This is a genomic window from Streptomyces sp. NBC_01296, from assembly GCF_035984415.1.
Classification (GTDB): Bacteria; Actinomycetota; Actinomycetes; order Streptomycetales; family Streptomycetaceae; genus Streptomyces.
The window spans coordinates 4,926,683-4,951,036 of the sequence record NZ_CP130720.1 but is presented as its reverse complement, the minus strand read 5'-3'; the positions used below and the strand labels follow the sequence as shown (position 1 = coordinate 4,951,036).

At 73.4% G+C, this 24,354-nt stretch carries 17 protein-coding genes; 6 read left to right on the top strand and 11 right to left on the bottom strand.

Annotated elements, in window-relative coordinates; genetic code table 11:
* Nucleotide 1: 1 nt before the first annotated feature.
* From OG299_RS22525 to OG299_RS22515, 3 genes are read right to left on the bottom strand one after another with little or no spacing between them, the layout of a single operon-like run.
* The gene (locus OG299_RS22525; protein WP_327362415.1) at nt 2-1,600 is read right to left on the bottom strand and encodes an acyl-CoA carboxylase subunit beta; all 1,599 of its coding nucleotides are present in this window, start codon (nt 1,598-1,600) and stop codon (nt 2-4) included.
* Nucleotides 1,597-3,402, bottom strand: coding sequence for an acyclic terpene utilization AtuA family protein (locus OG299_RS22520; RefSeq protein ID WP_327362414.1), 1,806 nt, complete (start codon nt 3,400-3,402; stop codon nt 1,597-1,599). The genes OG299_RS22525 and OG299_RS22520 overlap by 4 nt, the downstream gene beginning before the upstream one ends.
* Nucleotides 3,399-4,199: a TIGR03084 family metal-binding protein gene (locus tag OG299_RS22515; RefSeq protein WP_327362413.1), complete on the bottom strand. Its 801-nt coding sequence runs from the start codon at nt 4,197-4,199 to the stop codon at nt 3,399-3,401. Before OG299_RS22515 ends, OG299_RS22520 begins: the two co-directional genes overlap by 4 nt.
* A 306-nt stretch (nt 4,200-4,505) precedes the next feature.
* Between OG299_RS22515 and OG299_RS22510 the strand changes: the two genes are divergently transcribed.
* Nucleotides 4,506-6,119, top strand: a complete 1,614-nt coding sequence (locus OG299_RS22510) for a CocE/NonD family hydrolase (protein WP_327362412.1) — start codon at nt 4,506-4,508, stop codon at nt 6,117-6,119.
* Nucleotides 6,120-6,244: 125 nt separating this feature from the next.
* Here OG299_RS22510 and OG299_RS22505 read toward each other — a convergent pair whose 3' ends face one another.
* A complete protein-coding gene (locus OG299_RS22505) occupies nt 6,245-6,712 on the bottom strand; it encodes a hypothetical protein (protein WP_327362411.1) in 468 nt (155 codons plus the stop codon).
* 40 nt (nt 6,713-6,752) lie between these two features.
* Between OG299_RS22505 and OG299_RS22500 the strand changes: the two genes are divergently transcribed.
* On the top strand, nt 6,753-7,739 hold the full coding sequence (locus tag OG299_RS22500; protein ID WP_327362410.1) for a helix-turn-helix transcriptional regulator: 987 nt from the start codon (nt 6,753-6,755) through the stop codon (nt 7,737-7,739).
* 93 nt (nt 7,740-7,832) lie between these two features.
* Here the strand turns inward: OG299_RS22500 and OG299_RS22495 are convergent, their stop codons facing one another.
* The 4 genes from OG299_RS22495 to OG299_RS22480 all read right to left on the bottom strand — a co-directional run bounded on the left by OG299_RS22495 (nt 7,833) and on the right by OG299_RS22480 (nt 13,091).
* The gene (locus OG299_RS22495) at nt 7,833-8,666 is read right to left on the bottom strand and encodes a GntR family transcriptional regulator (protein WP_327362409.1); all 834 of its coding nucleotides are present in this window, start codon (nt 8,664-8,666) and stop codon (nt 7,833-7,835) included.
* A 119-nt stretch (nt 8,667-8,785) separates the two neighbouring features.
* On the bottom strand, nt 8,786-9,157 hold the full coding sequence (locus OG299_RS22490; RefSeq protein WP_266628210.1) for an iron chaperone: 372 nt from the start codon (nt 9,155-9,157) through the stop codon (nt 8,786-8,788).
* Nucleotides 9,157-10,125 (bottom strand): EamA family transporter, encoded by a 969-nt coding sequence (locus OG299_RS22485; protein ID WP_327362408.1) that lies wholly within the window; start codon nt 10,123-10,125, stop codon nt 9,157-9,159. Before OG299_RS22485 ends, OG299_RS22490 begins: the two co-directional genes overlap by 1 nt.
* A gap of 47 nt (nt 10,126-10,172) precedes the next feature.
* A complete protein-coding gene (locus OG299_RS22480; RefSeq protein ID WP_442817525.1) occupies nt 10,173-13,091 on the bottom strand; it encodes an FAD-binding and (Fe-S)-binding domain-containing protein in 2,919 nt (972 codons plus the stop codon).
* Nucleotides 13,092-13,175: 84 nt separating this feature from the next.
* Here OG299_RS22480 and serC point away from each other — a divergent pair, with 84 nt between their 5' ends.
* The 4 genes from serC (at nt 13,176) to OG299_RS22460 (ending at nt 19,997) form a co-directional block, all read left to right on the top strand.
* Nucleotides 13,176-14,294, top strand: a complete 1,119-nt coding sequence (gene serC / locus OG299_RS22475) for a phosphoserine transaminase (RefSeq protein WP_266628206.1) — start codon at nt 13,176-13,178, stop codon at nt 14,292-14,294.
* A gap of 244 nt (nt 14,295-14,538) precedes the next feature.
* On the top strand, nt 14,539-17,700 hold the full coding sequence (locus tag OG299_RS22470) for a sacsin N-terminal ATP-binding-like domain-containing protein (RefSeq protein WP_327362407.1): 3,162 nt from the start codon (nt 14,539-14,541) through the stop codon (nt 17,698-17,700).
* A gap of 112 nt (nt 17,701-17,812) precedes the next feature.
* Nucleotides 17,813-18,217 carry an effector-associated constant component EACC1 gene (locus tag OG299_RS22465; protein WP_327362406.1) on the top strand — a complete coding sequence of 135 codons (405 nt, stop codon included), beginning with the start codon at nt 17,813-17,815 and terminating at the stop codon, nt 18,215-18,217.
* Entirely contained in the window at nt 18,210-19,997 is a 1,788-nt protein-coding gene (locus OG299_RS22460; RefSeq protein ID WP_327362405.1) for a caspase family protein, read from the top strand. The genes OG299_RS22465 and OG299_RS22460 overlap by 8 nt, the downstream gene beginning before the upstream one ends.
* Before the next feature lie 9 nt (nt 19,998-20,006).
* Here the strand turns inward: OG299_RS22460 and OG299_RS22455 are convergent, their stop codons facing one another.
* The 3 genes from OG299_RS22455 to OG299_RS22445 form a co-directional block, all read right to left on the bottom strand.
* Complete coding sequence (locus OG299_RS22455) at nt 20,007-21,434, bottom strand: MFS transporter (RefSeq protein WP_327362404.1); 1,428 nt, start codon at nt 21,432-21,434, stop codon at nt 20,007-20,009.
* A 12-nt stretch (nt 21,435-21,446) separates the two neighbouring features.
* Nucleotides 21,447-23,915: a cation-translocating P-type ATPase gene (locus OG299_RS22450; protein WP_266628196.1), complete on the bottom strand. Its 2,469-nt coding sequence runs from the start codon at nt 23,913-23,915 to the stop codon at nt 21,447-21,449.
* A gap of 107 nt (nt 23,916-24,022) precedes the next feature.
* Nucleotides 24,023-24,325, bottom strand: coding sequence for a DUF2530 domain-containing protein (locus OG299_RS22445; RefSeq protein ID WP_266628194.1), 303 nt, complete (start codon nt 24,323-24,325; stop codon nt 24,023-24,025).
* Nucleotides 24,326-24,354: the final 29 nt, after the last annotated feature.

Below are 24,354 nucleotides of genomic sequence, written 5' to 3'. Positions count from 1 at the left end.
CTCACATCCGGAAGACGCCGAAGCCGCCGCGGGCGCCCTCGACGGGGGCGTTGTGGACGGCCGACAGGCACAGGCCGAGGACGGTACGGGTGTCGCGCGGGTCGATGACCCCGTCGTCGTACAGCCGCCCGGACAGGAACATCGGCAGGGACTCGGACTCGATCTGCGCCTCGACGAAGGCGCGCATCCCGGCGTCGGCCTCGTCGTCGTACGGCTGCCCCTTCGCGGCAGCGGACTGGCGGGCCACGATGGACAGCACGCCGGCGAGCTGCTGCGGGCCCATGACGGCGGACTTGGCGCTGGGCCAGGCGAAGAGGAACCGCGGTTCGAAGGCGCGGCCGCACATGCCGTAGTGGCCGGCTCCGTAGCTGGCGCCGATGAGGACGGAGAGGTGGGGGACGCGGGAGTTGGAGACCGCGTTGATCATCATCGAGCCGTGCTTGACGATGCCGCCCTGCTCGTACTCCTTGCCGACCATGTAGCCGGTGGTGTTGTGGAGGAAGAGGAGCGGGATGTCGCGCTGGTTGGCGAGCTGGATGAACTGGGCGGCCTTCTGCGACTCGGCGCTGAACAGCACGCCCTGGGCATTGGCGAGGATGCCGACCGGGTAGCCGTGGAGGGTGGCCCAGCCGGTGACGAGGCTGGTGCCGTAGAGGGGCTTGAACTCGTCGAAGTCGGAGGCGTCGACGATGCGGGCGATGACCTCGCGGGGGTCGAAGGGGGTCTTGAGGTCGGCCGGGACGATGCCGAGGAGTTCCTCGGGGTCGTACTTCGGCTCCTCGGCGGGCTGGGGATCGGGGCGGGGCTTGAGGTGGTTCAGGCGGGCCACCACCCGGCGGGCCTGGCGGATCGCGTCGTGCTCGTCGAGGGCGTAGTAGTCGGCGAGGCCGGAGGTGCGGGCGTGCATGTCGGCTCCGCCGAGGGACTCGTCGTCGCTCTCCTCGCCGGTGGCCATCTTGACCAGCGGCGGACCGCCGAGGAACACCTTGGAGCGGTCCTTGATCATGATGGTGTGGTCGGACATCCCCGGGATGTACGCGCCTCCGGCGGTGGAGTTGCCGAAGACGACGGCGACGGTGGGGATGCCGGCGGCCGAGAGCCGGGTCAGGTCGCGGAAGATCGCGCCGCCCGGGATGAAGATCTCCTTCTGGGAGGGGAGATCGGCGCCGCCGGACTCGACGAGGCTGATGCAGGGGAGCCTGTTCTGGCGGGCGATCTCGTTGGCCCGCAGGGCCTTCTTGAGCGTCCAGGGGTTGGAGGCGCCGCCGCGGACGGTGGGGTCGTTGGCGGTGACCAGGCACTCGACGCCCTCGACCGTGCCGATGCCGGTGACGATGGAGGCACCGACGGGGTAGTCGCTGCCCCAGCCGGCGAGCGGGGACAGCTCCAGGAAGGGCGTGTCCGGGTCGAGGAGCAGCTCGATGCGCTCGCGGGCGAGGAGCTTGCCGCGGTCCTTGTGGCGGGCCGTGTACTTCTCGCCGCCGCCGAGGAGGGCCTTGTCGTGCTCGGCGTCGACCTCGACGAGGCGTTCCTGTGCGGTGGCGCGGGCGGCGGCGAACTCGGGGGCGTGCGGGTCGACGGTACTGGTGAGTCGGGTCATGGGCCGGTCCCCTCCGAGGCGGGCAGCAGGTGGGTGGGGATGTCGAGGTGGCGGGCGCGCAGCCATTCGCCGAGGGCCTTGGCCTGGGGGTCGAAGCGGTGGGCGGAGGCGACGCCGGCGCCGAGGATTCCGGCGAGGGTGAAGTTGAGCGCGCGGAGGTTGGGGAGGGCGTGGCGGGTGACGGGGAGACCTGCGGTCTCGGGGAGCAGGGTCTGAAGGGTCTCGACGGTGAGGGTGCGGTCGAGCCACTCCCAGGCCTCGTCGGATTCCACCCACACCCCGATGTTGGCGTCGCCGCCCTTGTCGCCGCTGCGCGCGCCGATCACTCTGCCGAGGGGGGCGCGCGTCGTGGGCCCTGCGGGGCTTTCCCCCACCCCGCCCCTTCCCGAAACCGTGGGCTCCGCCCCCGGACCCCCGTCCCGGAGCTCCGCCCCGGACCCGGCGGGGGTTCCGCCCCCCGCCCCCCGGTCCTCAAACGCCGAACGGGCTGAAGTACCCGGCCCCGACGGCGTGTCCGGGATGCGGGGGACCGGGTGGCGGGTGCCGTCCGGGAGGACTGCCACGTGGGGGACCGATGTCGCGGGGATCGCCGACGACGTGAAGACGCCGTACGGCTGGGCCGGGCCCGGCGGGGTGGTGACGTGGAAGCCCGGGTAGCTGGCCAGGGCCAGTTCGATCGCCTCCGAGGTGAGGGGGCGGCCCACCCGGTCCGGCGACGGGTCGCGCACCACCAGGCGGAGCAGTGCGCTCGCCGTCTCCTCCGTCTCCGCGTCCTCGTGGTCCGTGCGGGCCAGGGTCCAGTCCGCCGTGGCCACCTGGGACAGGGCGTCGGCCAACTGCGCCCGGACGAGCGCCGCCTTCGCCTCGATGTCGAGCCCGGTCAGGACGAAGACCACCTCGTTGCGCCAGCCGCCGATGCGGGTCACCCCCACCTTGAGGGTGGGGGGCGGGGCCTCGCCCGCGACTCCCGTGATCTCCACCCGGTCGGGGCCCGCCTGCGCCAGCCGGACCGTGTCCAGGCGGGCCGTGACGTCGGGGCCCAGGTAGCGGGGGCCCTGGGTCTCGTACAGGAGTTGGGCCGTGACGGTGCCGGTCGAGACGACCCCGCCCGTGCCCGGGTGCTTCGTGATCACCGAAGAGCCGTCCTCGGCGATCTCCGCCAGCGGGAACCCGGGGCGGCGGACGTCGTGGGCCGTGAAGAAGGCGTAGTTGCCGCCGGTGGCCTGGGTTCCGCACTCCAGGACGTGGCCCGCCACCACCGCCCCCGCCAGCCGGTCGTAGTCGTCCGGCGCCCAGTCGAACCACCAGGCCGCCGGCCCGCTGACCAGGGCCGCATCGGTGACCCGGCCCGTGACGACCACGTCCGCGCCCGCCCGCAGGCAGGCCGTGATGCCGGCGCCGCCGAGGTAGGCGTTCGCGGTCAGCGCGCCCTCCGCGAACGGCATCAGGTCGTCGCCCTCGACATGGGCGACCGACACCGGGACCCCGACCTTGGCGGCGAGCGTGCGGATCGCGTCGGCCAGTCCCGCCGGGTTCAGGCCGCCCGCGTTGGCGACGATCCGTACGCCCCGCTCGTGCGCGAGGCCGAGGCCCTCCTCCAGCTGGCGCAGGAAGGTCTTGGCGTAGCCGAGGTCCGGGCTCTTCAGCCGGTCGCGGCCGAGGATCAGCATGGTCAGCTCGGCGAGGTAGTCGCCGGTCAGCACGTCCAGCCTGCCGCCGGTCAGCATCTCCTCGAACGCGCCGAAGCGGTCCCCGTAGAACCCGGAGGCGTTGCCGATGCGCAGCGGCCTGCGGCCGGTCATCGCGTGGCCCCCGGGGCGCGGCCGGGGCCCGCCGGACCGGCGAAGGCCTGGGCGATGTCCAGCCAGCGGTCGGCGTCGGGGCCGGTCGCGGTCAGGGCCAGGTCCGCACGGTGGGCCCGCTGGGTCACCAGGAGGCAGAAGTCGAGCGCCGGGCCGGTGATCCGGTCCGCCGCGTCCTGCGGGCCGTACGCCCAGGGCTCCCCGCCGTCCGGGGGTACGAGTTCCACCCTGAACTCCCCGGAGGGCGCGGGCAGTCCCCGTACGGCGAACGCGTAGTCGCGGGCCCGTACGCCGATCCGGGCCACGTGCCGCAGCCGCGCGGTCGGGGTGCGGGGTACTGCGAGGGCGTCCGCGACGTCCTGGCCGTGCGCCCAGGTCTCCATCAGGCGGGCGCTCGCCATGGAGGCGGCCTTCATCGGCGGCCCATACCAGGGGAACTTGGCGTCGGGCGAGGCCGCGGCGAGCGCCTCGTCGAGGGCGGCGCGCCCGGCCCGCCAGCGCTCCAGCAGCTCGGCGGGCGGCAGCGCGGCGCCCTCCGCCGCGCCCTCGTCCACGAAGGAACCGGGGGACTTCACCGCCTCCTCGACCAAGGCGGCGAAGCCTTCGGCGTCGGTGAGGGAGACCAGCGCGGCCCGGTCGGTCCAGTGCAGGTGGGCGATCTGGTGGGCGACGGTCCAGCCAGGCGCGGGGGTGGGCCCGGCCCAGCAGGCGTCGGGCAGGTCCCGTACCAGGGTTTCGAGTTCGAGGCCTTCCTCGCGCAGATCGGCGAAGACGGCGACAGCTGACGGATCGAGCACGGCGGGCTCCCCTTTCGGCGTGAGGGGAAGACTGGCAGCCGCCAGCAAAACAATCAAGCATGCTTGCATGATTTGGTCATCGGCCGCCGTCTTCGCGCCATCGCCTCCAACGGGCGCCGATGAAGAGGTATTTGCAGCCCGGCACCGGCCCCGGGCAGGTCCGGGGCCGAGGGCGCCGCGGGCCCGGAGGGGGCGATTCAGGCCGTACGTCGGAAAGCACCGAAAGATCACCGGATGTCGCATCGATACTGAACGCTTCGTCCCCCGCTCCGCGAAGAATTCACTCGACGAAGAGGATGAACCGACGTGATCCCAGCCGCTTTCTCCCTCTATCCCGAACTCGACGCGACCACCCTCACCGCCTTCGTCACCGCCCTGGAGACCGGCGATGTCACCGGCCTCGCCCCGGCCCGCGCCGCCGAGGTCGCCGACACCCGGTCCGTCGCCGTCTTCAGCCGCGCCAAGGTCGCCGGCGCGGACGGGGACCTGCTCGACGCCGCGCTGTGGCGGCACAACGGGGTCCAGCCGCGGCCGGTGATCGTGATGCCCTCGCCGTGGACGAACCACGGCTGGCTCCCGTACGCCGTCCAGGCCAGCGTCTTCGCGGCGCGCGGCTACAACGTCCTCGCCTACAGCACCCGCGGCTTCGCCGGCTCCGAAGGCCAGGTCGACGTGGCCGGCCCGCTCGACGTCGCCGACGGCAGCCGGGCCCTGGACCACCTCATCGAGCGCACCGCCGGCCCGGTCACGAGGATCGGCTTCCTCGGGGACTCGTACGGCTCGGGCATCAGCCAGCTCGTCGCCGCGCACGACACCCGCGTCGACGCGGTGGTCGCGCTCAGCACCTGGGGTGACCTCGGCGAGGCCTTCTACGAGAACCGGACCCGGCACGTGGCGTCGGTGGAGGCGCTGCTCAAGGCCGCCTCCAAGGCCCGGCTGAGCCCGCAGACGCAGAGCGTGTTCGAGAACGTCCTCGCCAACCGCGACATCCGGGGCACCCTGCGCTGGGCCGAGCCGCGCTCGCCGTTCAGCCACATCAAGGAGCTCAACCGCCGCCAGGTCCCGGTGTACTTCTCGCACGCCTGGCACGAGACGCTCTTCCCCGGCAACCAGACCCTGAAGATGTTCAACGAGCTCACCGGCCCCAAGCGCCTCGACCTCTCCATCGGCGACCACTCCGGGCCCGAGATGACGGGCATGATCGGCCTGCCCAACCGGATCTGGACGAACGCCCACCGCTGGTTCGACCAGCACCTCAAGGGGATCGACAACGGCATCGCCGACGAGGGCCAGATACTCAGCGAGGTCATGTGGGGACAGGCTCTGGAACCCCGCCCCACCTGGCATTCCGTCACCGAGGAGGTACGCCGGCTGTACCTGGTGAGCGGCGGGGAGCTCACCGAGCGGCCCGAGGCCGGCTGGAGCGCGGGCGTCCTGTGCGGGGTGGACACCCCGGCGACCGTCGCCGACGAGATCGTGCGGTCGGGGTACGACGAGATCGCGGGCCGCCCGAAGGCCTACCGGACCGGCGACATCGACCGCACCGTGGCCGCGGTCTGGTCGTCGGACCCGGAGGCGGAGACGACCCGGCTGCGCGGCACGCCCCGCCTGCGCGTCACGTACCGGGCCGCGAACTCCAAGTCGTCGTTCGTCGCGTACCTGCTCGACGTCGCGCCCGACGGGACGGCGCACATCGTCACGCACGCCCCGTACTCCGACCTCGACTCGCCGCCCGACAGCCTGGTCAGCGCCGACATCGAGCTCCAGGCGACGGGGTACGACGTCCCGCGCGGGCACCGGCTGATGCTGGTGATCGACGCCCGCGACCCGTTCTACGGGGACGCCAACCTGCCCCGCGCGACGCTGGCCTTCACCTCCCCGGAGGCCACGCCGTCGTACCTGGACCTGCCGCTGGGATGACGGCCGGGTGAGGCCTTCCTCCCGGGTGGGGCCTCACTGCGGGTGCGCCCGCCCCGCCGAACACCCCCGTAGCCGGCGGGGCGGGCGCATTCCCGGACTCGACGAATTCGACGAACTCCACGGACTCAGGCGGGCTGCGCCGCGGTGCGCCGCGTCAGGTCCATCGTCCAGTTGAGGAGCCAGGTCCCGCCCTCGTCGACGGAGAAGTACTGCTCCCAGCGGGCGGAGTCGGCCCGGATGTCCTTCCACACGAACCGCGCCCGCACGGCCTTGCCGGCGTAGGTGTCCTCGCCCTCGAAGATGCCGGTGCCGTCCGTGAACCGGCCGGCGACCGGCGGGAAGAGGGTCCCGGTGCGGCAGCTCGCCCAGTACAGCGACCACTGCCCGCGCTCCGGGTCGTACAGGCGCAGGGTCAGGCCGGCGAAGCCCTTCGTCGGGAACTCGATCTCGTCGAAGCTCGCGGCGCCGTCGAAGTGGCGGGAGGCCGTGGACAGGGCCGGGAACTCCTCCCAGCCGCTGTCCGGGTCGAGGAAGTCGGTGCGCCGGCGGTTGGCGACGTCCCAGGTGCCGAGGAGAAAGTCGAAGTCGTTCATGCAGCGCACCGTAGGAGCAATCCACTGACATCCTGTGTCAGTGAAGTCCAGCCGATTGCTGTCGATCCTGCTGCTGCTCCAGACCCGGGGGCGGATGACCGCCGCCGACCTCGCGCAGGAGCTGGAGGTGTCCGTCCGTACGGTCTACCGCGACGCGGAGGCGCTGGCCGCGGCGGGCGTCCCGCTGTACGGGGACGCCGGGCACAGCGGCGGCTACCAGCTGCTCGCCGGCTACCGGACCCGGCTGACCGGGCTGAGCACGGGCGAGGCGGAGGCGCTGTTCCTGAGCGGAATGCCGGGCCCGGCGGCGGAGCTCGGGCTCGGGCAGGCCCTGTCGGCGGCCCAGCTGAAGCTGCGGGCGGCGCTGCCCGCGGAGCTGCGGGAGCAGGCGGACCGGATGCGGCTGCGGTTCCACCTGGATGCGCCGGGTTGGTACGCGGAGCACGAGGAGACCCCGTACCTGGCGCAGGTCGCGGACGCGGTGTGGCGGGGGCGGGTGATCGAGGTCCGCTACCGGCGGTGGAAGGAGCCGCAGGAGGTGGAGCGGCGGCTCGAGCCGTACGGGCTGGTGCTGAAGGCGGGCCGCTGGTACCTGGTGGCCGCCCGGGCGGGGGCGGCGGGGCCGGCAGGCCAGGCCGGGCCGCGGACGTACCGGGTGGACCAGATCCTGTCGGTCCGCGAGACGGCCCAGGAGTGCCTGCTCCCGGAGGGCTTCGAGCTGGCGGCGCACTGGCGCAGGACGCAGGAGGAGTTCCATGCGCGGCTGCATCCGCAGGAGGCGGTGGTACGGCTCTCCCCGCGGGGCGCCGCACAGCTGACGGGGGCCCAGGCGCGGGCCCTGGCCGCCGGGGGCGCCCCGGACCCGGAGCTGGCGGGGTGGACCCGGGCGGTCCTGCCGATCGAGTCGGAAGAGCAGGCGCAGGCGCAGTTCCTGGCCCTGGGCCCCGACGCGGAGGTCCTCTCCCCACCACCCCTGCGGGCCCGGATCCGCGCCACCCTTGCGGCGATGACGTCCCGCTACGGCTGAGGCTTCAGCGGGGCGTCGGTGAACGGGCCGAACCCCTGACCGTCTTGCCGTTTCACTCCGTAGTCCCCTTGGGACAGCCCGGATCGTGGACCGTCACCCCGCCTTCCGGTCCACCGGCCTGTCGGATGGCTGGGCGGAGTTGTCACGCGCCGTTCCCCAGGCCGGGGCCAACGGCGTTCTCACGCTCGTTCCCGACGGCCATGGGTCAGCTCGCCTGGTCGAGGGCGCGACGGAAGGCTTTGACGACCCGGGCCAGTGCGCGGACATGTTCAGCGCGGTCCGGTAGATCTCGACCAGGGGTGTTGCCGGCAGAAGCGCAAGCAGTTCGGCCTCTTCCGAACTGGGCATGCGGGCCCGGAGTTCCTCGGTGAAGTCGACGGGGGCCATGCCCAGATCCGCCAACCGGGCGTAGACGCCGCCGGGGCCGGGGTCGGGCCGGGTGATCGGGGTGTTGCGGACGGGGTCGGCCGCGAAGTACGAGGTTGCCTGCTGTACAGGGGATCCGTCCACGGCGTACCGGCGAGCACGGACGAGGACTGACTCACCCTGTTCGAGGCGGAGAGCGCGCGTCACCCAACGCGGCGCGGTCACCGTCTCGTAGATCTCGATGTCGGTGACCTCCATCGGTCGATCGCTCACATCCGCAGACCAGATGGAGGTCCCGGACGACCACTGGGACCGGGACAATCGTCGGGTGACCACGCGACGGATCGGCTTGAAGTCACGGACGTAGGTGCCGGAGCCGGCGCGCGCGTAGGCCGCCCCTTCCGTGACCAGAAGCTTCAATGCGTTCGCGGCGGTCATCTTCGCCACGCCGTACTGCTCGACGAGTGCCGGTTCTCCGGGCAGTCGAGCACCAGGGCCGAACTCACCGGAGTCGATGCGCGCCCGCAAGTCGTCGGCGATCTGTCGCGCCGTCTCGGGCATGACCGGCCTCCGTTTCTCCCCAGGGTGGCCAACGGTCGGCAGCTTCGCTAAGCGGGGAGCCGTGCGTCTGCGCATCCCACCGATGCGGCAGGCAGGCTCGTGGCCGGTCGGCCCGTTGGTCAGGTGCAGGCCGGGCCCGGTTGTGCTGCCGCCGTGGCGCGGAGGAGGTCGCGGAGCAGGGTGAAGTCCACCGCCGGGGGGCGGCGGAAGCGGAGGCAGGCCTTGCCCATGTCGTGTCCGGCCAGGCGGTCCGCGAAGGCGTCCCGGATGTCCGTCCGCAGCAGGTAGAAGGAGATGTACTGCTTCTGGTTCGCCCAGGCGATCTCCCCCGCCTCCGCCCCGGCCCGTACGTACGCCGGCATGCCGTACGCCATGACCTCCTCGAAGCCCGTCAGCTCCGCCAGGCACAGCTCGCGCAGCCGCGTCAGCGCCTCGCGGCGGGCCTCCGGCGCCTCGGCCAGGTACGCGTCGACCTCGTCCGTCGCCGCCATCAGGCGACCGCCTTGCGGCTCTGGGAGCGGACGGCGCCCATGCTCGCCGCGATGACCAGCGCGATGGCCAGGGCGTCCGCCGCCGACATCGCCTGGTTCAGGAGCAGGAACCCGGCCGTGGCCGCGATCGCCGGTTCCAGGCTCATCAGGACCGCGAACGTCGGTGCGGGGAGGCGGCGCAGCGCCAGGAGCTCCAGGGTGTACGGCAGGACGGAGGACAGGACGGCGACACCGAGGCCGAGGGCCAGGGTGCTCGGGACCAGGAGGTCGGAGCCCGCTTCGACCACCCCCAGCGGGAGGGACAGCACCGCCGCGACCGCCATGGCGAGGGCCAGCCCGTCCGCCTGCGGGAAGCGGCGGCCCGTGCGCGCGCTGAACACGATGTACACGGCCCACATCACGCCCGCTCCGAGCGCGAAGGCCGCGCCCAGGAGGTCGAGGCCGCCGAAGCCGCTGCCGCCGCCGTGGCCGGCCAGCAGGGCGACACCGGCCAGGGCCAGGCCGGCCCACAGCAGGTTCACCAGCCGGCGCGAGACGACGACCGAGAGGACGAGGGGGCCGAGCACCTCGAGGGTGACGGCCGGGCCGAGCGGGATCCGGTCGATGGACTGGTAGAAGAGCCCGTTCATGCCGGCCATCGCCACGCCGAAGGCGACGACCGTGCCCCAGTCCGCACGCGAGTACCCGCGCACCTTCGGGCGGCACAGCACCAGCAGCACCAGCGCAGCCGCCGCCAGCCGCAGCGTGACCACGCCCGCGGCGCCCGCCCGCGGCATGACCATGACCGCGAGCGCGGCACCGAACTGCACCGAGATCCCCGCCGCGACCACGAGTGCGACCGGGCCGAAACGCGACGGGCCGGCGGCCGGCGGGAGGGCCTGGGTCGAGGAGGCCTGCGTCGCGAGGGCCGGAGTCGAAGGACCGACGGCCGCCGGGGTGGGGGCGGATTGGGGGGCGGGTGCGGGCATTCATCCAGACTAAGGGGTACGTAAGGGCCATCGGGGCATGCCTTGCCTTACAGGCCCTCCGCCAGCAGTTCCGCCAGGTGGCGGGCCCGGCTCCCGCCGGCGTCGGAGAGCTGGGCGATCTGGGTACGGCACGAGAACCCGTCCGCCAGGATCGCCGCGCCGGACGGGGCTGCGCGCAGGGCCGGGAGCAGCTGTTCCTCCGCGCAGGCGACGGACACCTCGTGGTGGCCCGGCTCGAAGCCGAAGTTCCCGGCGAGGCCGCAGCAGCCGCCGCTGAGCTCGCCGGTCAGCCCGGCCCGCTCGCGCAGCCGGCGGTCGGCGGCGTCGCCGAGGACGGCGTGCTGGTGGCAGTGGGTCTGGCCGACGGCCGGGCGGTCGAGGCGGGGCGGCTGCCAGTGGGGGGCGCACTCCTCGAGGGTCTCCGCGAAGGTCCGGACGGCGCGGGCGAGGCGCTCCGCGCGGGGGTCGTCGGGGAGGAGGTCGGGGAGGTCGGTGCGCAGGGCCGCGGCGCAGCTGGGTTCGAGGACGAGGAGGGGGCCGCGGGCGTCTGCGTCGCCCACGGCGTCGAGGGTGCGGCGGAGGACTTTGCGGGCGCGGTCGAGGCGGCCGGTGGAAATGTAGGTCAGACCGCAGCAGACGCCCGCCGGGAGGACGGACACGCGAAGGCCGGCGGCCTGCAGTACGCGGACTGCCGCCCGGCCCGTCCGTGGGGACAGGTACTCGGTGAAGGTGTCCGGCCAGAGCGTGACGCCGACCGCGGGGAGCGCCGGGGCAGGGCCCTGCGGGCGGCCTTCTTCCCCACCCCGCCCCGTCCCGGCCCCGGGGCTCCGCCCCGGACCCCGCGCCTCGACCGCCGGCGGGGCCGGATCGTTCGGCGCCCCGCCCGGGCAGCGGCCGGGGGCGAGCCCGGACGAGCGGTCGACGGGCTCCGCGGTGCGGCCCGTGCGCCGCCACCAGCGGGTGAAGGGCTCGCGGGCCAGCAGGGGCAGCGGGCGTTCGCTCGTCAGGCCCGGGATGCGGACGTGGCGGGCCGCCGCGTTCGCGGGGGCTGCCGCGCGGAGTGCGGCGATCAGGCGGAGCCAGCCCGGCAGGCCGCCCAGGGTGTAGTGGGACAGTGGGCGGATGCGGCCCGCCCAGTGGCGGTGCAGGAACTCCGCCTTGTACGCCGCCATGTCCACGCCCACCGGGCAGTCGCTGCGGCAGCCCTTACAGGCCAGGCACAGGTCGAGGGCCTCGGCGACCTCCGGCGAGCGCCAGCCTTCCGTCACGATCTCGCCCGCCAGCATCTCGTGCAGCAGCCTCGCCCGGCCGCGTGTGGAGTGCTGCTCCTCCCCCGTCACCCGGTACGAGGGGCACATCACCCCCGGCCCGGGCGCATCCGTCGAGCGGCATTTCGCCACGCCCACGCAGCGTGCCACCCCGTCCGACAGGCCCCCGTCCGACAGGCCCCCACCCGAGCGGCCCCCGCCCGGCAGCACCGCGAAGCGGAGGTTCTCGTCCAGCCGGGCCGGGCGGACCAGCATCCGGGGGTTCATCCCGCCCGCCGGGTCCCACACGTCCTTGTACGCGCCGAAGAGCCGGACGACCTCGTCCCCGTACATCCTCGGCAGGAGCTCGGCCCGCGCCTGGCCGTCCCCGTGCTCCCCGGAGAGGGAGCCGCCGTGGGAGACCACCAGGTCCGCCAGATCCGAAGAGAACTCCCGGAAGCGGGCGACCCCCGCCCGCGACACCAGGTCGAAGTCGATCCGTACGTGGACGCAGCCCTCGCCGAAGTGCCCGTACGGGGTCCCGCGCAGCCCGTGCGCCGCCAGCAGGGCGCGGAATTCCCGCAGGTACGCGCCCAGCCGGGCCGGCGGCACCGCGCAGTCCTCCCACCCCGGCCAGGCCATCCTCCCCTCCGGCGTCCGCGTCGCCGTGCCCGCCGCGTCCTCGCGGATCCGCCACAGCGCCCGCTGCTCCGCCGGGTCCGTGATCACGACCGAGTCCACCGCGTCGGCGGCCCGTACGAGGGAACGCGCCGCCCCCTCGTCCCGCATCTCGACGAACAGCCACGCCCCGCCCCCGGGGAGCCCGGAAGCCGAGCCCACCAGATCCTGCGCCATGCCCTCCACCGTGAGCGGCCCGAACCCCAGCAGCCCCGCCGCCGCATCCGCCGCCGCGCTCTCGTCCGCGTACCCGAGGACCGCGAGCGCCGGCGCGCGAGGCGCCTCCACCAGGCGCACGACCGCCTCGGTCACCACCCCGAGCGTGCCCTCGCTCCCGCAGAAGGCCCGGGCCACCTGCACACCCCGCTCGGGCAGCAGCGCGTCCAGCCCGCCGTATCCGGAGATCCGCCGCGAGAAGCCCCCGGACCCGGCCATGCCCGTACGCAGCAGCGCCAGGTTCTGCGACACCAGTTCGCGCAGGCCCGCCGGGGCTCCCGGCCAGCCCGTGCCGAGCCGGTACGAGGAGCCCCCGTACGCCGTGACCGCCAGCTCCGCCACGTTGTCCGCGGTGGTCCCCCAGGCCACCGAGTGGGCCCCGCACGCGTTGTTGCCGATCATGCCGCCGAGGGTGCAGCGGGAGTGGGTGGAGGGGTCGGGGCCGAAGGTCAGCCCGTACGGGCGCGCCGCGTCCCGCAGCCGGTCGAGCACGAGGCCCGGCTGGACCACGGCCGTGCGGGCCTCCGGGTCCAGCGACACGAGGGCGTTCATGTGCCGGGTCAGGTCCAGCACCACGCCGACGCCCGTGGCCTGCCCGGCGATCGACGTGCCGCCGCCGCGCGGGACGACCGGTAGGCCGGCCTCCGCGCAGATCCGCAGCGCGGCCGCCACGTCCTGCGCGTCGCGCGGGGCGACCACGCCGACCGGGACACGCCGGTAGTTCGAGGCGTCCATCGTCGCGAGGGCGCGCGCCGCGGCCCCGAAGTCCACCTCCCCGCGCAGGTTCTCCCGCAATGTCCGTTCGAGTTCCCCGGGTGACGTCACAGCCCCACCCTCCCACCGGCCGGACTCGTCTCATCGGGTGGACGCGCCTCCAAGGCGTGGACCAGGACCGGATACGCTCCGCTCGTGGCCGAGATCCAGATTCCCGCTGACATCAAGCCCGCCGACGGACGCTTCGGCGCGGGCCCCTCCAAGGTGCGGACCGAGGCGCTGGACGCCCTGGCCGCCACCGGTACCTCCCTGCTCGGAACCTCCCACCGCCAGGCCCCGGTCAAGAACCTGGTCGGCTCTGTGCGCGAGGGCATCCGGGACCTCTTCTCCCTCCCCGAGGGGTACGAGGTGATCCTGGGCAACGGCGGCTCCACCGCCTTCTGGGACATCGCGACCGCCGGTCTGATCGAGCAGAAGTCCCAGCACCTCACCTTCGGCGAGTTCTCCTCGAAGTTCGCCACGGCCGCGAAGCTCGCGCCGTGGCTGGACGCGCCGTCCGTGATCTCCTCGGAGCCGGGTACGCACCCGGAGCCGGTGGCCGAGGCGGGCGTGGACGTGTACGCGTACACGCACAACGAGACCTCGACGGGTGTGGCGGCGCCGATCAAGCGCGTCGCGGGCGCCGACGCCGGGTCCCTCGTTCTGGTGGACGCGACCTCGGGCGCCGGCGGTCTGCCGGTGGACATCACCGAGACCGACGTCTACTACTTCGCCCCGCAGAAGGCCTTCGCCTCCGAAGGCGGCCTGTGGCTGGCGGCGTTCTCCCCGGCGGCGCTGGAGCGCGCGGCGCGCATCCACGCCTCCGGCCGGCACATCCCGGAGTTCTTCTCGCTGCCGACAGCGATCGACAACTCGCTGAAGAACCAGACGTACAACACCCCGGCCCTGTCCACCCTGTTCCTGATGGACGAGCAGCTGCGGTGGATGAACTCCCAGGGCGGCCTGGAGTTCACCACCGGCCGTACCGCGGCCAGCGCGCGCAACCTGTACGGCTGGGCCGAGGCCTCGAAGTACGCGAGCCCGTTCGTGCAGAATGCCGACCAGCGTTCGGCCGTCATGGGAACGATCGACTTCTCGGACGACATCGACGCGGCGGCGATCTCGAAGGTACTGCGCGCCAACGGCATCGTGGACACCGAGCCGTACCGCAAGCTCGGCCGCAACCAGCTCCGCATCGCCATGTACCCGGCGGTCGACCCCGCGGACGTGCAGGCGCTGACCGCGTGCATCGACTACGTGATCGAGAAGCTCTGACCGCATCCCGCCTCCCCCAGCCGTACGGAGCCCCCGGCGACCTCGTGTCGCCGGGGGCTCCGGCGTTGCGGACCCCGACGCCGGGAGCGGCGGCCGCGCCGGCCGCATGGGCACCCCCTGCGCCCGTGGTCCGGCACGGGCCCGGCCGCCCCGGCGGCCGGGGGCCGCACGCGATACCTTCATGGCCTCGGCATTCGGCATTGGGTGAATGCAGTGCAGTGCAGGACAGCTTGGAGGCAGCGGCGTGAGCGTGCGAGTGACGGCGGCCCAGGGCGGCGTGGACCCCTTCGGCACGGCCCGGCTGCGGCGCGGGGTGCTCGACGCCTGGGGCGCGGGCCCAGCCCGATTCCGGGAGGACGCCAACGCCGAGGAGGACCTGGCACTCGGCGGCTACCGCGACCGGCTCGTCGTCGAGCTGGCGCAGAACGCGGCCGACGCCGCTGCCCGGGCCCGGGTGCCCGGCCGGCTCCGGCTCACCCTGCACCCCGGCGAGGGCGGGCACGCGGTGCTGGCCGTCGCCAACACCGGTGCCCCGCTGGACGCGACGGGCGTGGAGTCGCTGAGCACCCTGCGGGCCTCCGCGAAGCGGGAGCCCGCGGCATCGACCGCCGCGACCGGCGCGACCGGCTCCGCCGACACCGTGGGCCGCTTCGGCGTCGGCTTCGCGGCCGTCCTCGCGGTGTCCGACGAGCCCGCCGTGCTCGGCCGCCACGGCGGTGTCCGCTGGTCCCTGGCCGAGGCCCGCGAGCTGGCCCGCGACGCCGCCAACGGCAGCCCCGGCCTCGGCGACGAACTGCGCCGCCGCGACGGGCACGTCCCGCTGCTGCGGCTGCCGCTGCCCGCCGAGGGCACCGCCCCCGACGGGTACGACACCGTGGTCGTCCTCCCGCTGCGCGACGCCGCCGCCGAGGACCTGGTGCAGCGGCTGCTGGCCGGCATCGACGACGCGCTGCTGCTCACCCTGCCCGGGCTGGCCGAGATCCTCGTGGAGACCCCGCAGGAGGGCACCCGCACGCTCCGCCGCCGCGACGAGGGCGCGTACACCGTCATCGAGGACTCGGCAGGAGCCGCCGGGGGCGAGACCCGCCGCTGGCGCACCGTCCGCCGCAGCGGCCCCATCGAGCGGGCGCTGCTCGCCGACCGGCCGGTCGAGGAGCGGCTGCGGCCGGTCTGGACGGTGTCCTGGGCCGTGCCCGTCGACACCGACGGCGCTCCCGTCCGCCCGGCCACCGCAAGCGTGGTGCACGCGCCGACCCCGACCGACGAGCCGCTGGGCATCCCCGCCCTGCTCATCGCGACGCTGCCGCTGGACACCGCCCGCCGGCACCCCGCGCCGGGGCCGCTGACCGACTTCCTGGTGGAGCGCGCGGCCGACGCGTACGCCGAACTGCTGGGCGCCTGGGACCCGGTGAGCACCGCGCTCGTGGACCTCGTGCCCGGACCGCTCGGCAAGGGCCCGCTGGACGGGGCGCTGCGCGCGGCCGTGCTGCAGCGGCTGCCGCGTACGGCCTTCCTGGCGCCTGCGGCCCCCGCCGAGCACGCCGAGGAGCGGTCCGCCCTGCGCCCGTTCGAGGCCGAGGTGGTCGAGGGCGCGGGAACCGACACCGTACGGGTCCTCGCCGAGGTCCTGCCGACCCTGCTCCCCGCCGGGCTGGAGCGCCGGCCCGAGCTGCGCACCCTGGGCGTGGGCCGGCTGCCGCTGGGTGACGCCATCGAGCGGATCGCGGGCATCGAACGCACCCCGGACTGGTGGCACCGGCTGTACGACACCCTGGCCGGGGTGGATCCGGACCGGCTCTCGGGCCTGCCGGTGCCGCTGGCCGACGGGCGGACCACGATCGGCCCGCGCCACGTGCTGCTGCCCGACGCGGACACCCCGAAGGACCTGGCCCGGATGGGGCTGAAGGTGGCCCACCCGGACGCCGCGCACCCGCTGCTGGAGCGCCTCGGCGCGCTCCCGGCCACGCCCCGCGCGATCCTGACGACCCCGCAGGTACGGGCTGCGGTGGCCGCCTCCCTGGACGCCGGGGAGATCTGGGACGAGGACGCCCTCGATGCGGACGAGCTGGCCGAGGTGGTCCTGGGCCTGGTCCGGGAGGCCGACCTGGCGCCGGGCGACGAGCCGTGGCTGGGCGCGCTGGCCCTCCCGGACGAGGACGGCGAGCTCACGCCCGCCGGCGAGCTGCTGCTGCCGGGCTCCCCGCTGGCCTCGGTGATCCGCGAGGACGAAGTCCCGTACGTGGACGCCGAACTGGCCGACCGGTGGGGTGCGCAGCCGCTGACCGCCTGCGGGGTGCTGGCCGAGTTCCAGCTGGTCCGCGCCACCGATGTGGTCCTCGACCCGGACGAACTGGAGCCCCGTGAGGGGGACTTCGCCGAGCCCGACGACGCGGGTCTGCTGGACGCGGTGGACGTGTGGTGCGAGGACGTCCTCGACCAGCTGCCGGACACGCCGCTGCCGCCCGTGGCCACGGAACTCGTCGCGGTCCGGGACCTCGACCTGGTCGACGACGACTGCTGGCCCCAGGCCCTGGCCATGCTCGCGCAGCCCCCGCTGCGCGATGCGCTGACCCAGCCCGTACGGGTCCTGCTGCCGGACGGGACCACGCAGTCGGTGCGCCCGTACACCGCCTGGTGGCTGCGCGACCACCCGGTGCTCGACGGCCGCCGCCCGGCGGGTCTGCGCGCGGCGGGCGGCGACCCGCTGCTGGCGGGCCTGTACACCTCGGCGGACGCGACGGGCTTTGAAGACGAGCAGGTCCTGCGGGCGCTGGGCGTACGCACGACCGTGCCGGCGCTGCTGGACGAACCCGGCGGGGCCGCCGAGCTCCTGGGCCGGCTCGCCGACCCGGACCGCGAGGTGTCGGACCGCCAACTGCACGCCCTGTACGGGGCCCTGGCCGATCTGGACCCCGAGCAGGTCACGCTCCCGGACGAGCTGCGGGCGGTGGTGGACGGCGAGGTCGTCGTGGTCGATGCCGCGGACGCGCTGATCACGGACGCCCCGGACCTGCTGCCCCTCACGGCGGGCCTCCCCCTCCTGCCGGTTGCCCCGGCCCGCGCGGCCGACCTGGCGGAGCTCCTGCAGGTCCGCCGCCTCTCGGAGACGGTCCCGGCGGAGGTGACGACCCCGGGCGAGGAGCACGAGGTGCCGCAGTCGGTCCGGATTCTCCTGGGCCCCTCGACCCCGGAGACGTACCTGGAGCACGAGGAACTGATCGCGGGCGGCGTGGAACTCGACTGGCGCCGCACCCCGGACGGCACCCTGCACGCCTCCACCCTCGAGGGCGTGGCGGCGGGCCTGGCCTGGTCGGCGGGCCAGTGGCCGCGCCGCTTCGAGGTGGCGGCCCTCCTGGAGGACCCCTCCCGCACGGCAGAACTGGCCCGCGACCGCTGGTTCGACTGAGCCGGCCGGACCGGCTGCGCCCCCTCCCCTGGGCCCCCTCGTCAAAACGGTGCAAAATGGAAGGGAGGGGGCGGGCCGGAGCACGTACGGCGACCCTGCGGAGCGATGACCCATGGCGGAACGGTTGCGTATCGAGGTCCAGCGGTCCGACGAAGACATCGAATCGCTACTGCGGGAAGTGGACACCCTCCGCCGGGACCTGCTGGAACTGGACGTCGTGAGCGTCGAGCGCGCCGAGGCGGGCCCCGCCCCACCCGGCACCCGGGCGGGGGCCCTGGAACTGGCGAGCGAACTGCTGGTCACGCTGCCCGCGGCCATGACCCTCCTGAAGGAGGTCGTATCCGTCGTCGGCAACTGGCGAAAGCGCGCCACGACCAGCGCGGACGTCACCATCGAGATGGGTGACAAGCGCCTGGTCCTGACCGACGCGGATCCCGCGGAATTGCGCAGACTGACCGATGCGTGGCTGCTCGCCGCCGCGGCCGGCCGCGCTGCGCAGGAGGTGGACGGTGGCTGAGTCGCGCAGGAAGGCGCTCGTCGTCGTCACCAGCAGGTACGGCGACAGCAAGCTCACCGCGCTGCGGGCGCCGCCGCAGGACGCGGTGGCCCTGGCCGAGGTACTCGGCGACCCCGCCGTCGGCGGTTTCGAGGTCGAGACGCTCTCCGACCCGGGCTGCCAGGAACTGCGCGAGGAGGTCGAGGAGTTCTTCGCCGACCGCACGTCGGAGCACACCCTGCTGCTGCACTTCTCGTGCCACGGGGTGAAGGACGCAGCCGGCACGCTCTTCCTCGCGGCCCTGGACACCAGGTGCGACCGCCTCGCCTCGACGGCCGTGCCTGCCGAGTACGTGAGCAGCCTCATGCTGGCGAGCCGCGCACGCCGCGCCATCGTCATCCTCGACTGCTGCTACGCCGGTGCGTTCGAGCGCGGGCTCCTCACGCGGGCCGACCAGGACGCACACGTGGGCGAGAGCTTCCAGAACCTCGAGCAGATCAGCGACACGAGCCAGCGGGGGCGCGCGGTGCTGGCCGCTTGCAGCGCGGTCCAGGTCGCGCGCGACGGATCCGTCGCCGGGGGCGCGGAACCGGTGCAGCCGTCGTACTACACGCGCTCCGTGGTGAAGGGGCTGCGCAGCGGCGATGCCGACCTGGACGGCAACGGCGAGATCGGCGTGTCCGAGCTGCACCAGTACGTGTGCGATGAGCTCCGCGAGCTGACGCCCCACCAGACGCCTCGCCTGTGGGTGTTCGGTGCCCATGGACGCGACCTTCCCGTCGCCCGGGCCCCTGCGCGGCGGACCGAACCCGCGTCGCTCCCGCAAGAGCTGGCCGGCCTCGTCCGTTCGCCCAGCCCCGCAGACCGGCTGTGGGCCATCGAGGACCTCGAATCCATCCTGCAGGGCGACGAGATCGGGCTGGCCCTCGCGGCCGTGACGACACTGGACGAGCTGCTGGGGGACGACAGCCGCCGCGTGGCGCACCGAGCCGAAAGGGCCAAGCGCTCGGCACTGCCCCGGATCGGCCCGGGCGTGCTGGACCTCGGAACGGTGACCCTGGACTCGATCGGACCATCGGCCGTCATCACCGTGGAGGGTCCGCCCGTGGCGCACTCCAAGCTGGAAGCCACGACGGACACGTCGTGGCTGAAGGCAGAGCCCGTGGTGGACGGGGGCGAGGTCAAGGTGGAGGCGACCCGGCTTCCCGGACCGGGGAATCACCGGGGCAGCGTACGGGTCCGCACCGCGACAGGAGAAGCAGAGGTCCAGGTCGTCGTCCAGGCCGAGACCCGGGTGGGCAGGGACACGCCTCGGGCGCCCAGGACTTCCCCGGTGTGGGACCGGCAGCCCCCTCGCCCCAAAACCGTCAGAAGCGTGCCGTACTGGCCCTTCGCCTGGGCGGCGGCGCTCTTGGCGGCGGCCCTCACCACAGTCCTGTTGGCTTCGGTAGAACCCGGCTTCTACCTCTGGCGTGCATTCCAGGGAGCTTCGGGCCTGCTGGTCTGGCCGGTGCTGCTGCTGAGCCTGGTCGCGAACGTGGTGCTCGCCGTACGGGCACGGTGCGGATCCGCCGCCGTTCGCCGTCCATCGGTGTTCTGGAGCTACGCGGGCCTGACGGCTCTGAACATATTGGGAACGGGCGTGACCTACGCCGCATACAACCTCAGCTACAGCAAGTCCGCCACGGCCGCGCTCCTCCTCACCTTCGCCTGCGTCGCCGAGCTCGTCGGATGCCTCTACCTCTGGAAGGCCAGACCTGCCGTCACGCAGGCGACTTCCGGTCCACCCGGCGGAACGTGAACCCGGCTGTCAGCAGCGGCGGGTCTGGTACGGGACGGGGGCCGGCGCCGGTTCGGGCGGGGTCGGGCAGCGGGTCAGGGCCGTGAGGAAGGTCAGGGCGATGCCGCCCGCCACCACGAAGAGGGCGGTGCTGATCCCCTCGGCCGTGGCGGCGCGGAGCCGTTCGCCCGAGAGGCCGTCGAGGCCGGCGGTCGCGATCAGGACGAGGACGGCGAGGCCGACCGCCGCGCCCACGCCGGAGCCGGTGGAGGCGATGCCCGAGGCGGTGCCCTGGTCCCGGTCGGGGACGCCGGTGGCGGCGGTGATGAACATGGTGGTGAAGACGACGCCGTCGCCGATGCTGAGCGCCACCAGGCCGGGGATCAGGTCGGTGTACGAGCCGTCCGGGGCGACGGCGAAGCCGAGGGCGACGGCACCGAGTGCGCCGACGGCGAGCGCGCCGGTCAGGGTGGCTCTGAGGCCGAACCTCGTCACCAGCCGGCCCGCCGTCGTCGAGCCGGCGACCACCACCGCCGTGGGGATGAGGAAGCCGGCGCCGGTCTGCAGGGCGTCGTAGCCGAGGACTTCCTGGAAGTGGAGGGACAGGAAGTAGAGCACCGAGCCGAACGTCGCCATGAACATGAACGCGATGACGACGCCGGTGACGAGGTGGGGGTTGGCGAGCAGCCGGGGCGGCACGAGCGGGTCGTGGCTGCGCCGCTCGATGACGGCGAACGCGGCGATCAGCAGCAGGCCCGCCGCCGCGCTGCCGAGGAAGCCCGCCGAGAGCCAGCCGAGGGCGGGGCCCTGAACCAGGGCGAACACGATCAGGGTGACGCCCACGGTGACGCTGAGCGCACCGGGCAGGTCGAACGATCGGCCCCTCTCGCGCGGGCCGTCCGGCGGGATCACCACGAAGGTGAGCAGCAGCGCGGGTCCCGCCAGGGCTACGTTGACCAGGAACACCGCCTCCCAGCCGAAGGCCTGCGTCAGGAAGCCGCCGAGCAGCACCCCGATCACGAGTCCCGCCGCACCGGCGCCGCCCCAGAAGCCCAGGGCGCGATTGCGCAGCCGTCCTTCGGCGAAGGTGGTGTTGACGAGGGCCAGGGTGGTGGGGAAGACGAGGGCGCCGCCGAGACCCTGGACCGCGCGGGCGGCGAGCAGCATCCCGGGCCCGGTCGCGAGACCGCCCGCGAGCGCCGCGGCGGTGTACAGGCCGAGGCCGGTGGCCAGGACGCGGCGCCGTCCGAGCAGGTCGGCGGCGCGGCCGCCGAACAGGAGGAAGCCGGCCGAGGTCACCGCGTAGGCGCTGATGACGGACTGCAGCGTCTGAGCGGAGTAGCCCAGGTCGCGGGCGATGTCGGGGAGCGCCACCACCACGATGTACTGGTCGAGGGACACGACCAGCATGGCGAAGGACAGCAGTGCCAGGGTCGCCGTCCCACGATCCCGGCCCATGTCGGCCTCGGCCTAGGCCGGGAACTTCCGGTCCACCCAGCGGAACGTGAACTCGATCAGGGCGGACGCCGCCGCCGCGATGGCGACGGCCGTCCACGGCATCTGGGTGCCCACCAGCTTCAGCTGGAAGAACTCCTGGAGCCACGGGACGACCAGGACGATCAGGAACGCCGCGCCCATCGCGCCGACCAGGGCCAGGCGCCACCACGTGTACGGGCGGGCGATGATCGCCAGGACCCACATCGACGTCAGGAACAGCGTCAGCGTCGCCGCGCTCGTCTCGGCGTTCAGGGCGTCCGGGCCGGTGTAGTGGTGGCGGGCGACCAGGTACGTCACGAAGGTGGCCACCGCCGCGATCACGCCGCCCGGGATCGCGTACCGCATCACCCGTCTCACGAAGTGCGGCTTCGCGCGCTCCTTGTTCGGGGCCAGGGCCAGGAAGAACGCCGGGATGCCGATGGTGAGGGTGGACAGCAGCGTCAGGTGACGCGGCAGGAAGGGGTATTCGACCTGCGAGCAGACCACCAGGATCGCCAGCAGCACCGAGTAGACGGTCTTCGTGAGGAAGAGGGTGGCGACGCGGGTGATGTTGCCGATGACCCGGCGGCCCTCGGCGACCACCGAGGGGAGGGTGGAGAAGCTGTTGTCGAGGAGGACGATCTGCGCGACCGCGCGGGTGGCCTCGGAGCCCGATCCCATGCTCACGCCGATGTCCGCGTCCTTGAGGGCCAGGACGTCGTTGACGCCGTCGCCCGTCATCGCGACCGTGTGGCCCTTGGACTGCAGTGCGCCGACCATGTCGCGCTTCTGCTGCGGGGTGACCCGTCCGAAGACGGCGTTCTCGTCGAGGACCCTGGCCATGTCGGCCTGGTCGGTCGGCATCCTGCGCGCGTCGACCGTGTTCTCGGCGCCCGGCAGGCCGAGTTTGCCGGCGACCGCGCCGACGGACACCGCGTTGTCGCCGGAGATGACCTTCGCGTGGACCTTCTGGTCCTCGAAGTAGCGCAGGGTGTCGGCGGCGTCGGGGCGCAGCCGCTGCTCCAGGACGATCAGGGCGGTCGGCCGGGCCCCGGCCCCGACGGCCGCGTCGTCGAGCTCGCGCGCGGCCTTGGCGAGCAGCAGGACGCGCAGTCCCTGCTCGTTGAGCTCGTTGATCTCGTCGAGGGCCGGGTCTCCGGCCGGGAGGAGCACGTCGGGGGCGCCGAGCAGCCAGGTGTTGTTCTCGCCGTCGCCCTCGCTGAAGCTGGCGCCGCTGTACTTGCGGGCGGAGGAGAAGGGCAGCGATTCGGTGCAGCGCCACTCGGCGCTGACCGGGTAGGCGTCGATGATCGCCTGGAGGCTGGCGTTGGGCCGCGGGTCGGATTCGCCGAGCGCGCCGAGCACCTTCTTGACGTACGAGTCCTCCGCGCCGCCGAGCGGGCGGAGCTCGGTGACGTCCATGCCGCCCTCGGTGAGGGTGCCGGTCTTGTCGAGGCAGACCACGTCGACGCGGGCGAGGCCCTCGATGGCCGGCAGTTCCTGCACGAGGCACTGCTTGCGGCCGAGCCGGATGACGCCGATCGCGAAGGCGACGGAGGTCAGCAGGACCAGGCCTTCGGGGATCATCGGGACGATGCCGCCGACGGTGCGGGCGATGGCGTCCTTGAGGTTGTTGTCCTTGACGACGAGCTGGCTGATGATCAGGCCGATCGAGGTCGGGATCATCATCCAGGTGACGTACTTGAGGATGGTGGAGATGCCGGAGCGCAGCTCGGAGTGGACGAGCGTGAAGCGGGTGGCCTCTTCGGCCAACTGGGCGGCGTAGGCGGCGCGGCCGACCTTGGTGGCGGTGAACGCGCCGCCGCCGGCGACGACGAAGGATCCGGACATGACCGGGTCGCCGGGCTTCTTCAGGACGGGGTCGGCCTCACCGGTGAGCAGGGACTCGTCGATCTCCAGGCCGTCGGCCTCGCCGACGGCGCCGTCGACGACGACCTTGTCCCCCGGCCCGAGCTCGATGACGTCGTCGAGGACGATCTCGGAGGTGGAGATCTCGGCGGTCCGGCCGTCGCGGCGGACGCTGGGTTTGGCCTCGCCGATGACGGCGAGGCTGTCCAGGGTCTTCTTGGCCCGCATCTCCTGGATGATGCCGATGCCGGTGTTCGCGATGATCACGTAGCCGAAGAGGCTGTCCTGGGGCGGCGCGACGATGATCATGATCACCCAGAGCACGCCGATGATGGCGTTGAACCGGGTGAAGACGTTGGCGCGGACGATGTCGGCGGTGGAGCGGCTGCTGCGTACGGGCACGTCGTTGACGGCTCCGCGCGCGACGCGTTCGGCGACTTCGGCCGTGGTCAGGCCGGCGGGCTTGAAGCGCGGCGCGGGCGGCCGCATCGGGTGTACGGGGTCGAGCTCGGCTCCGGCGTCGATGGCCGCGCCGCCGGGCCCGCCGCCTACCGGCTCGGAACCGTTGGGTTCGATGTCTGCCCGCTGCGTCATGCAATCGACGGTAAAGGGGGTTTCCTCCGTTCACCCGCCGAGCGGCGCGAAGATCCGACTTCGGGATGACCCGAATCGTCCCCCGGTCGGGCACGCACCGGCTGCCGTCAGCCGGTGCGCGGCGCCGGGCCGGCGCCGCTCTCCTCGTTCCGCGCGGCCTGCGCGTCTGCGGCGTGCCGCTTGAGCGCCGCGTCGCGCCCCCGTACGTACCAGACGCCGATCAGGCCGAGCACGCCGCCGGCCGCGCAGCACCAGACCCACCAGAGCAGGTCCCGGTCGGCGAACCAGCCGTAGAAGGGGAGCTGGACGAGGAACAGGGCGAACCAGATGATCGTGCCGCCGGTGACGGTCGCGACGATCGGGCCCTCAAGGGGCTCGGGCGCCTCGTGCTTCGCAGTCCATTTCGCCATGCCCTCAAGTCTAGGTGCGCGGAAACGAG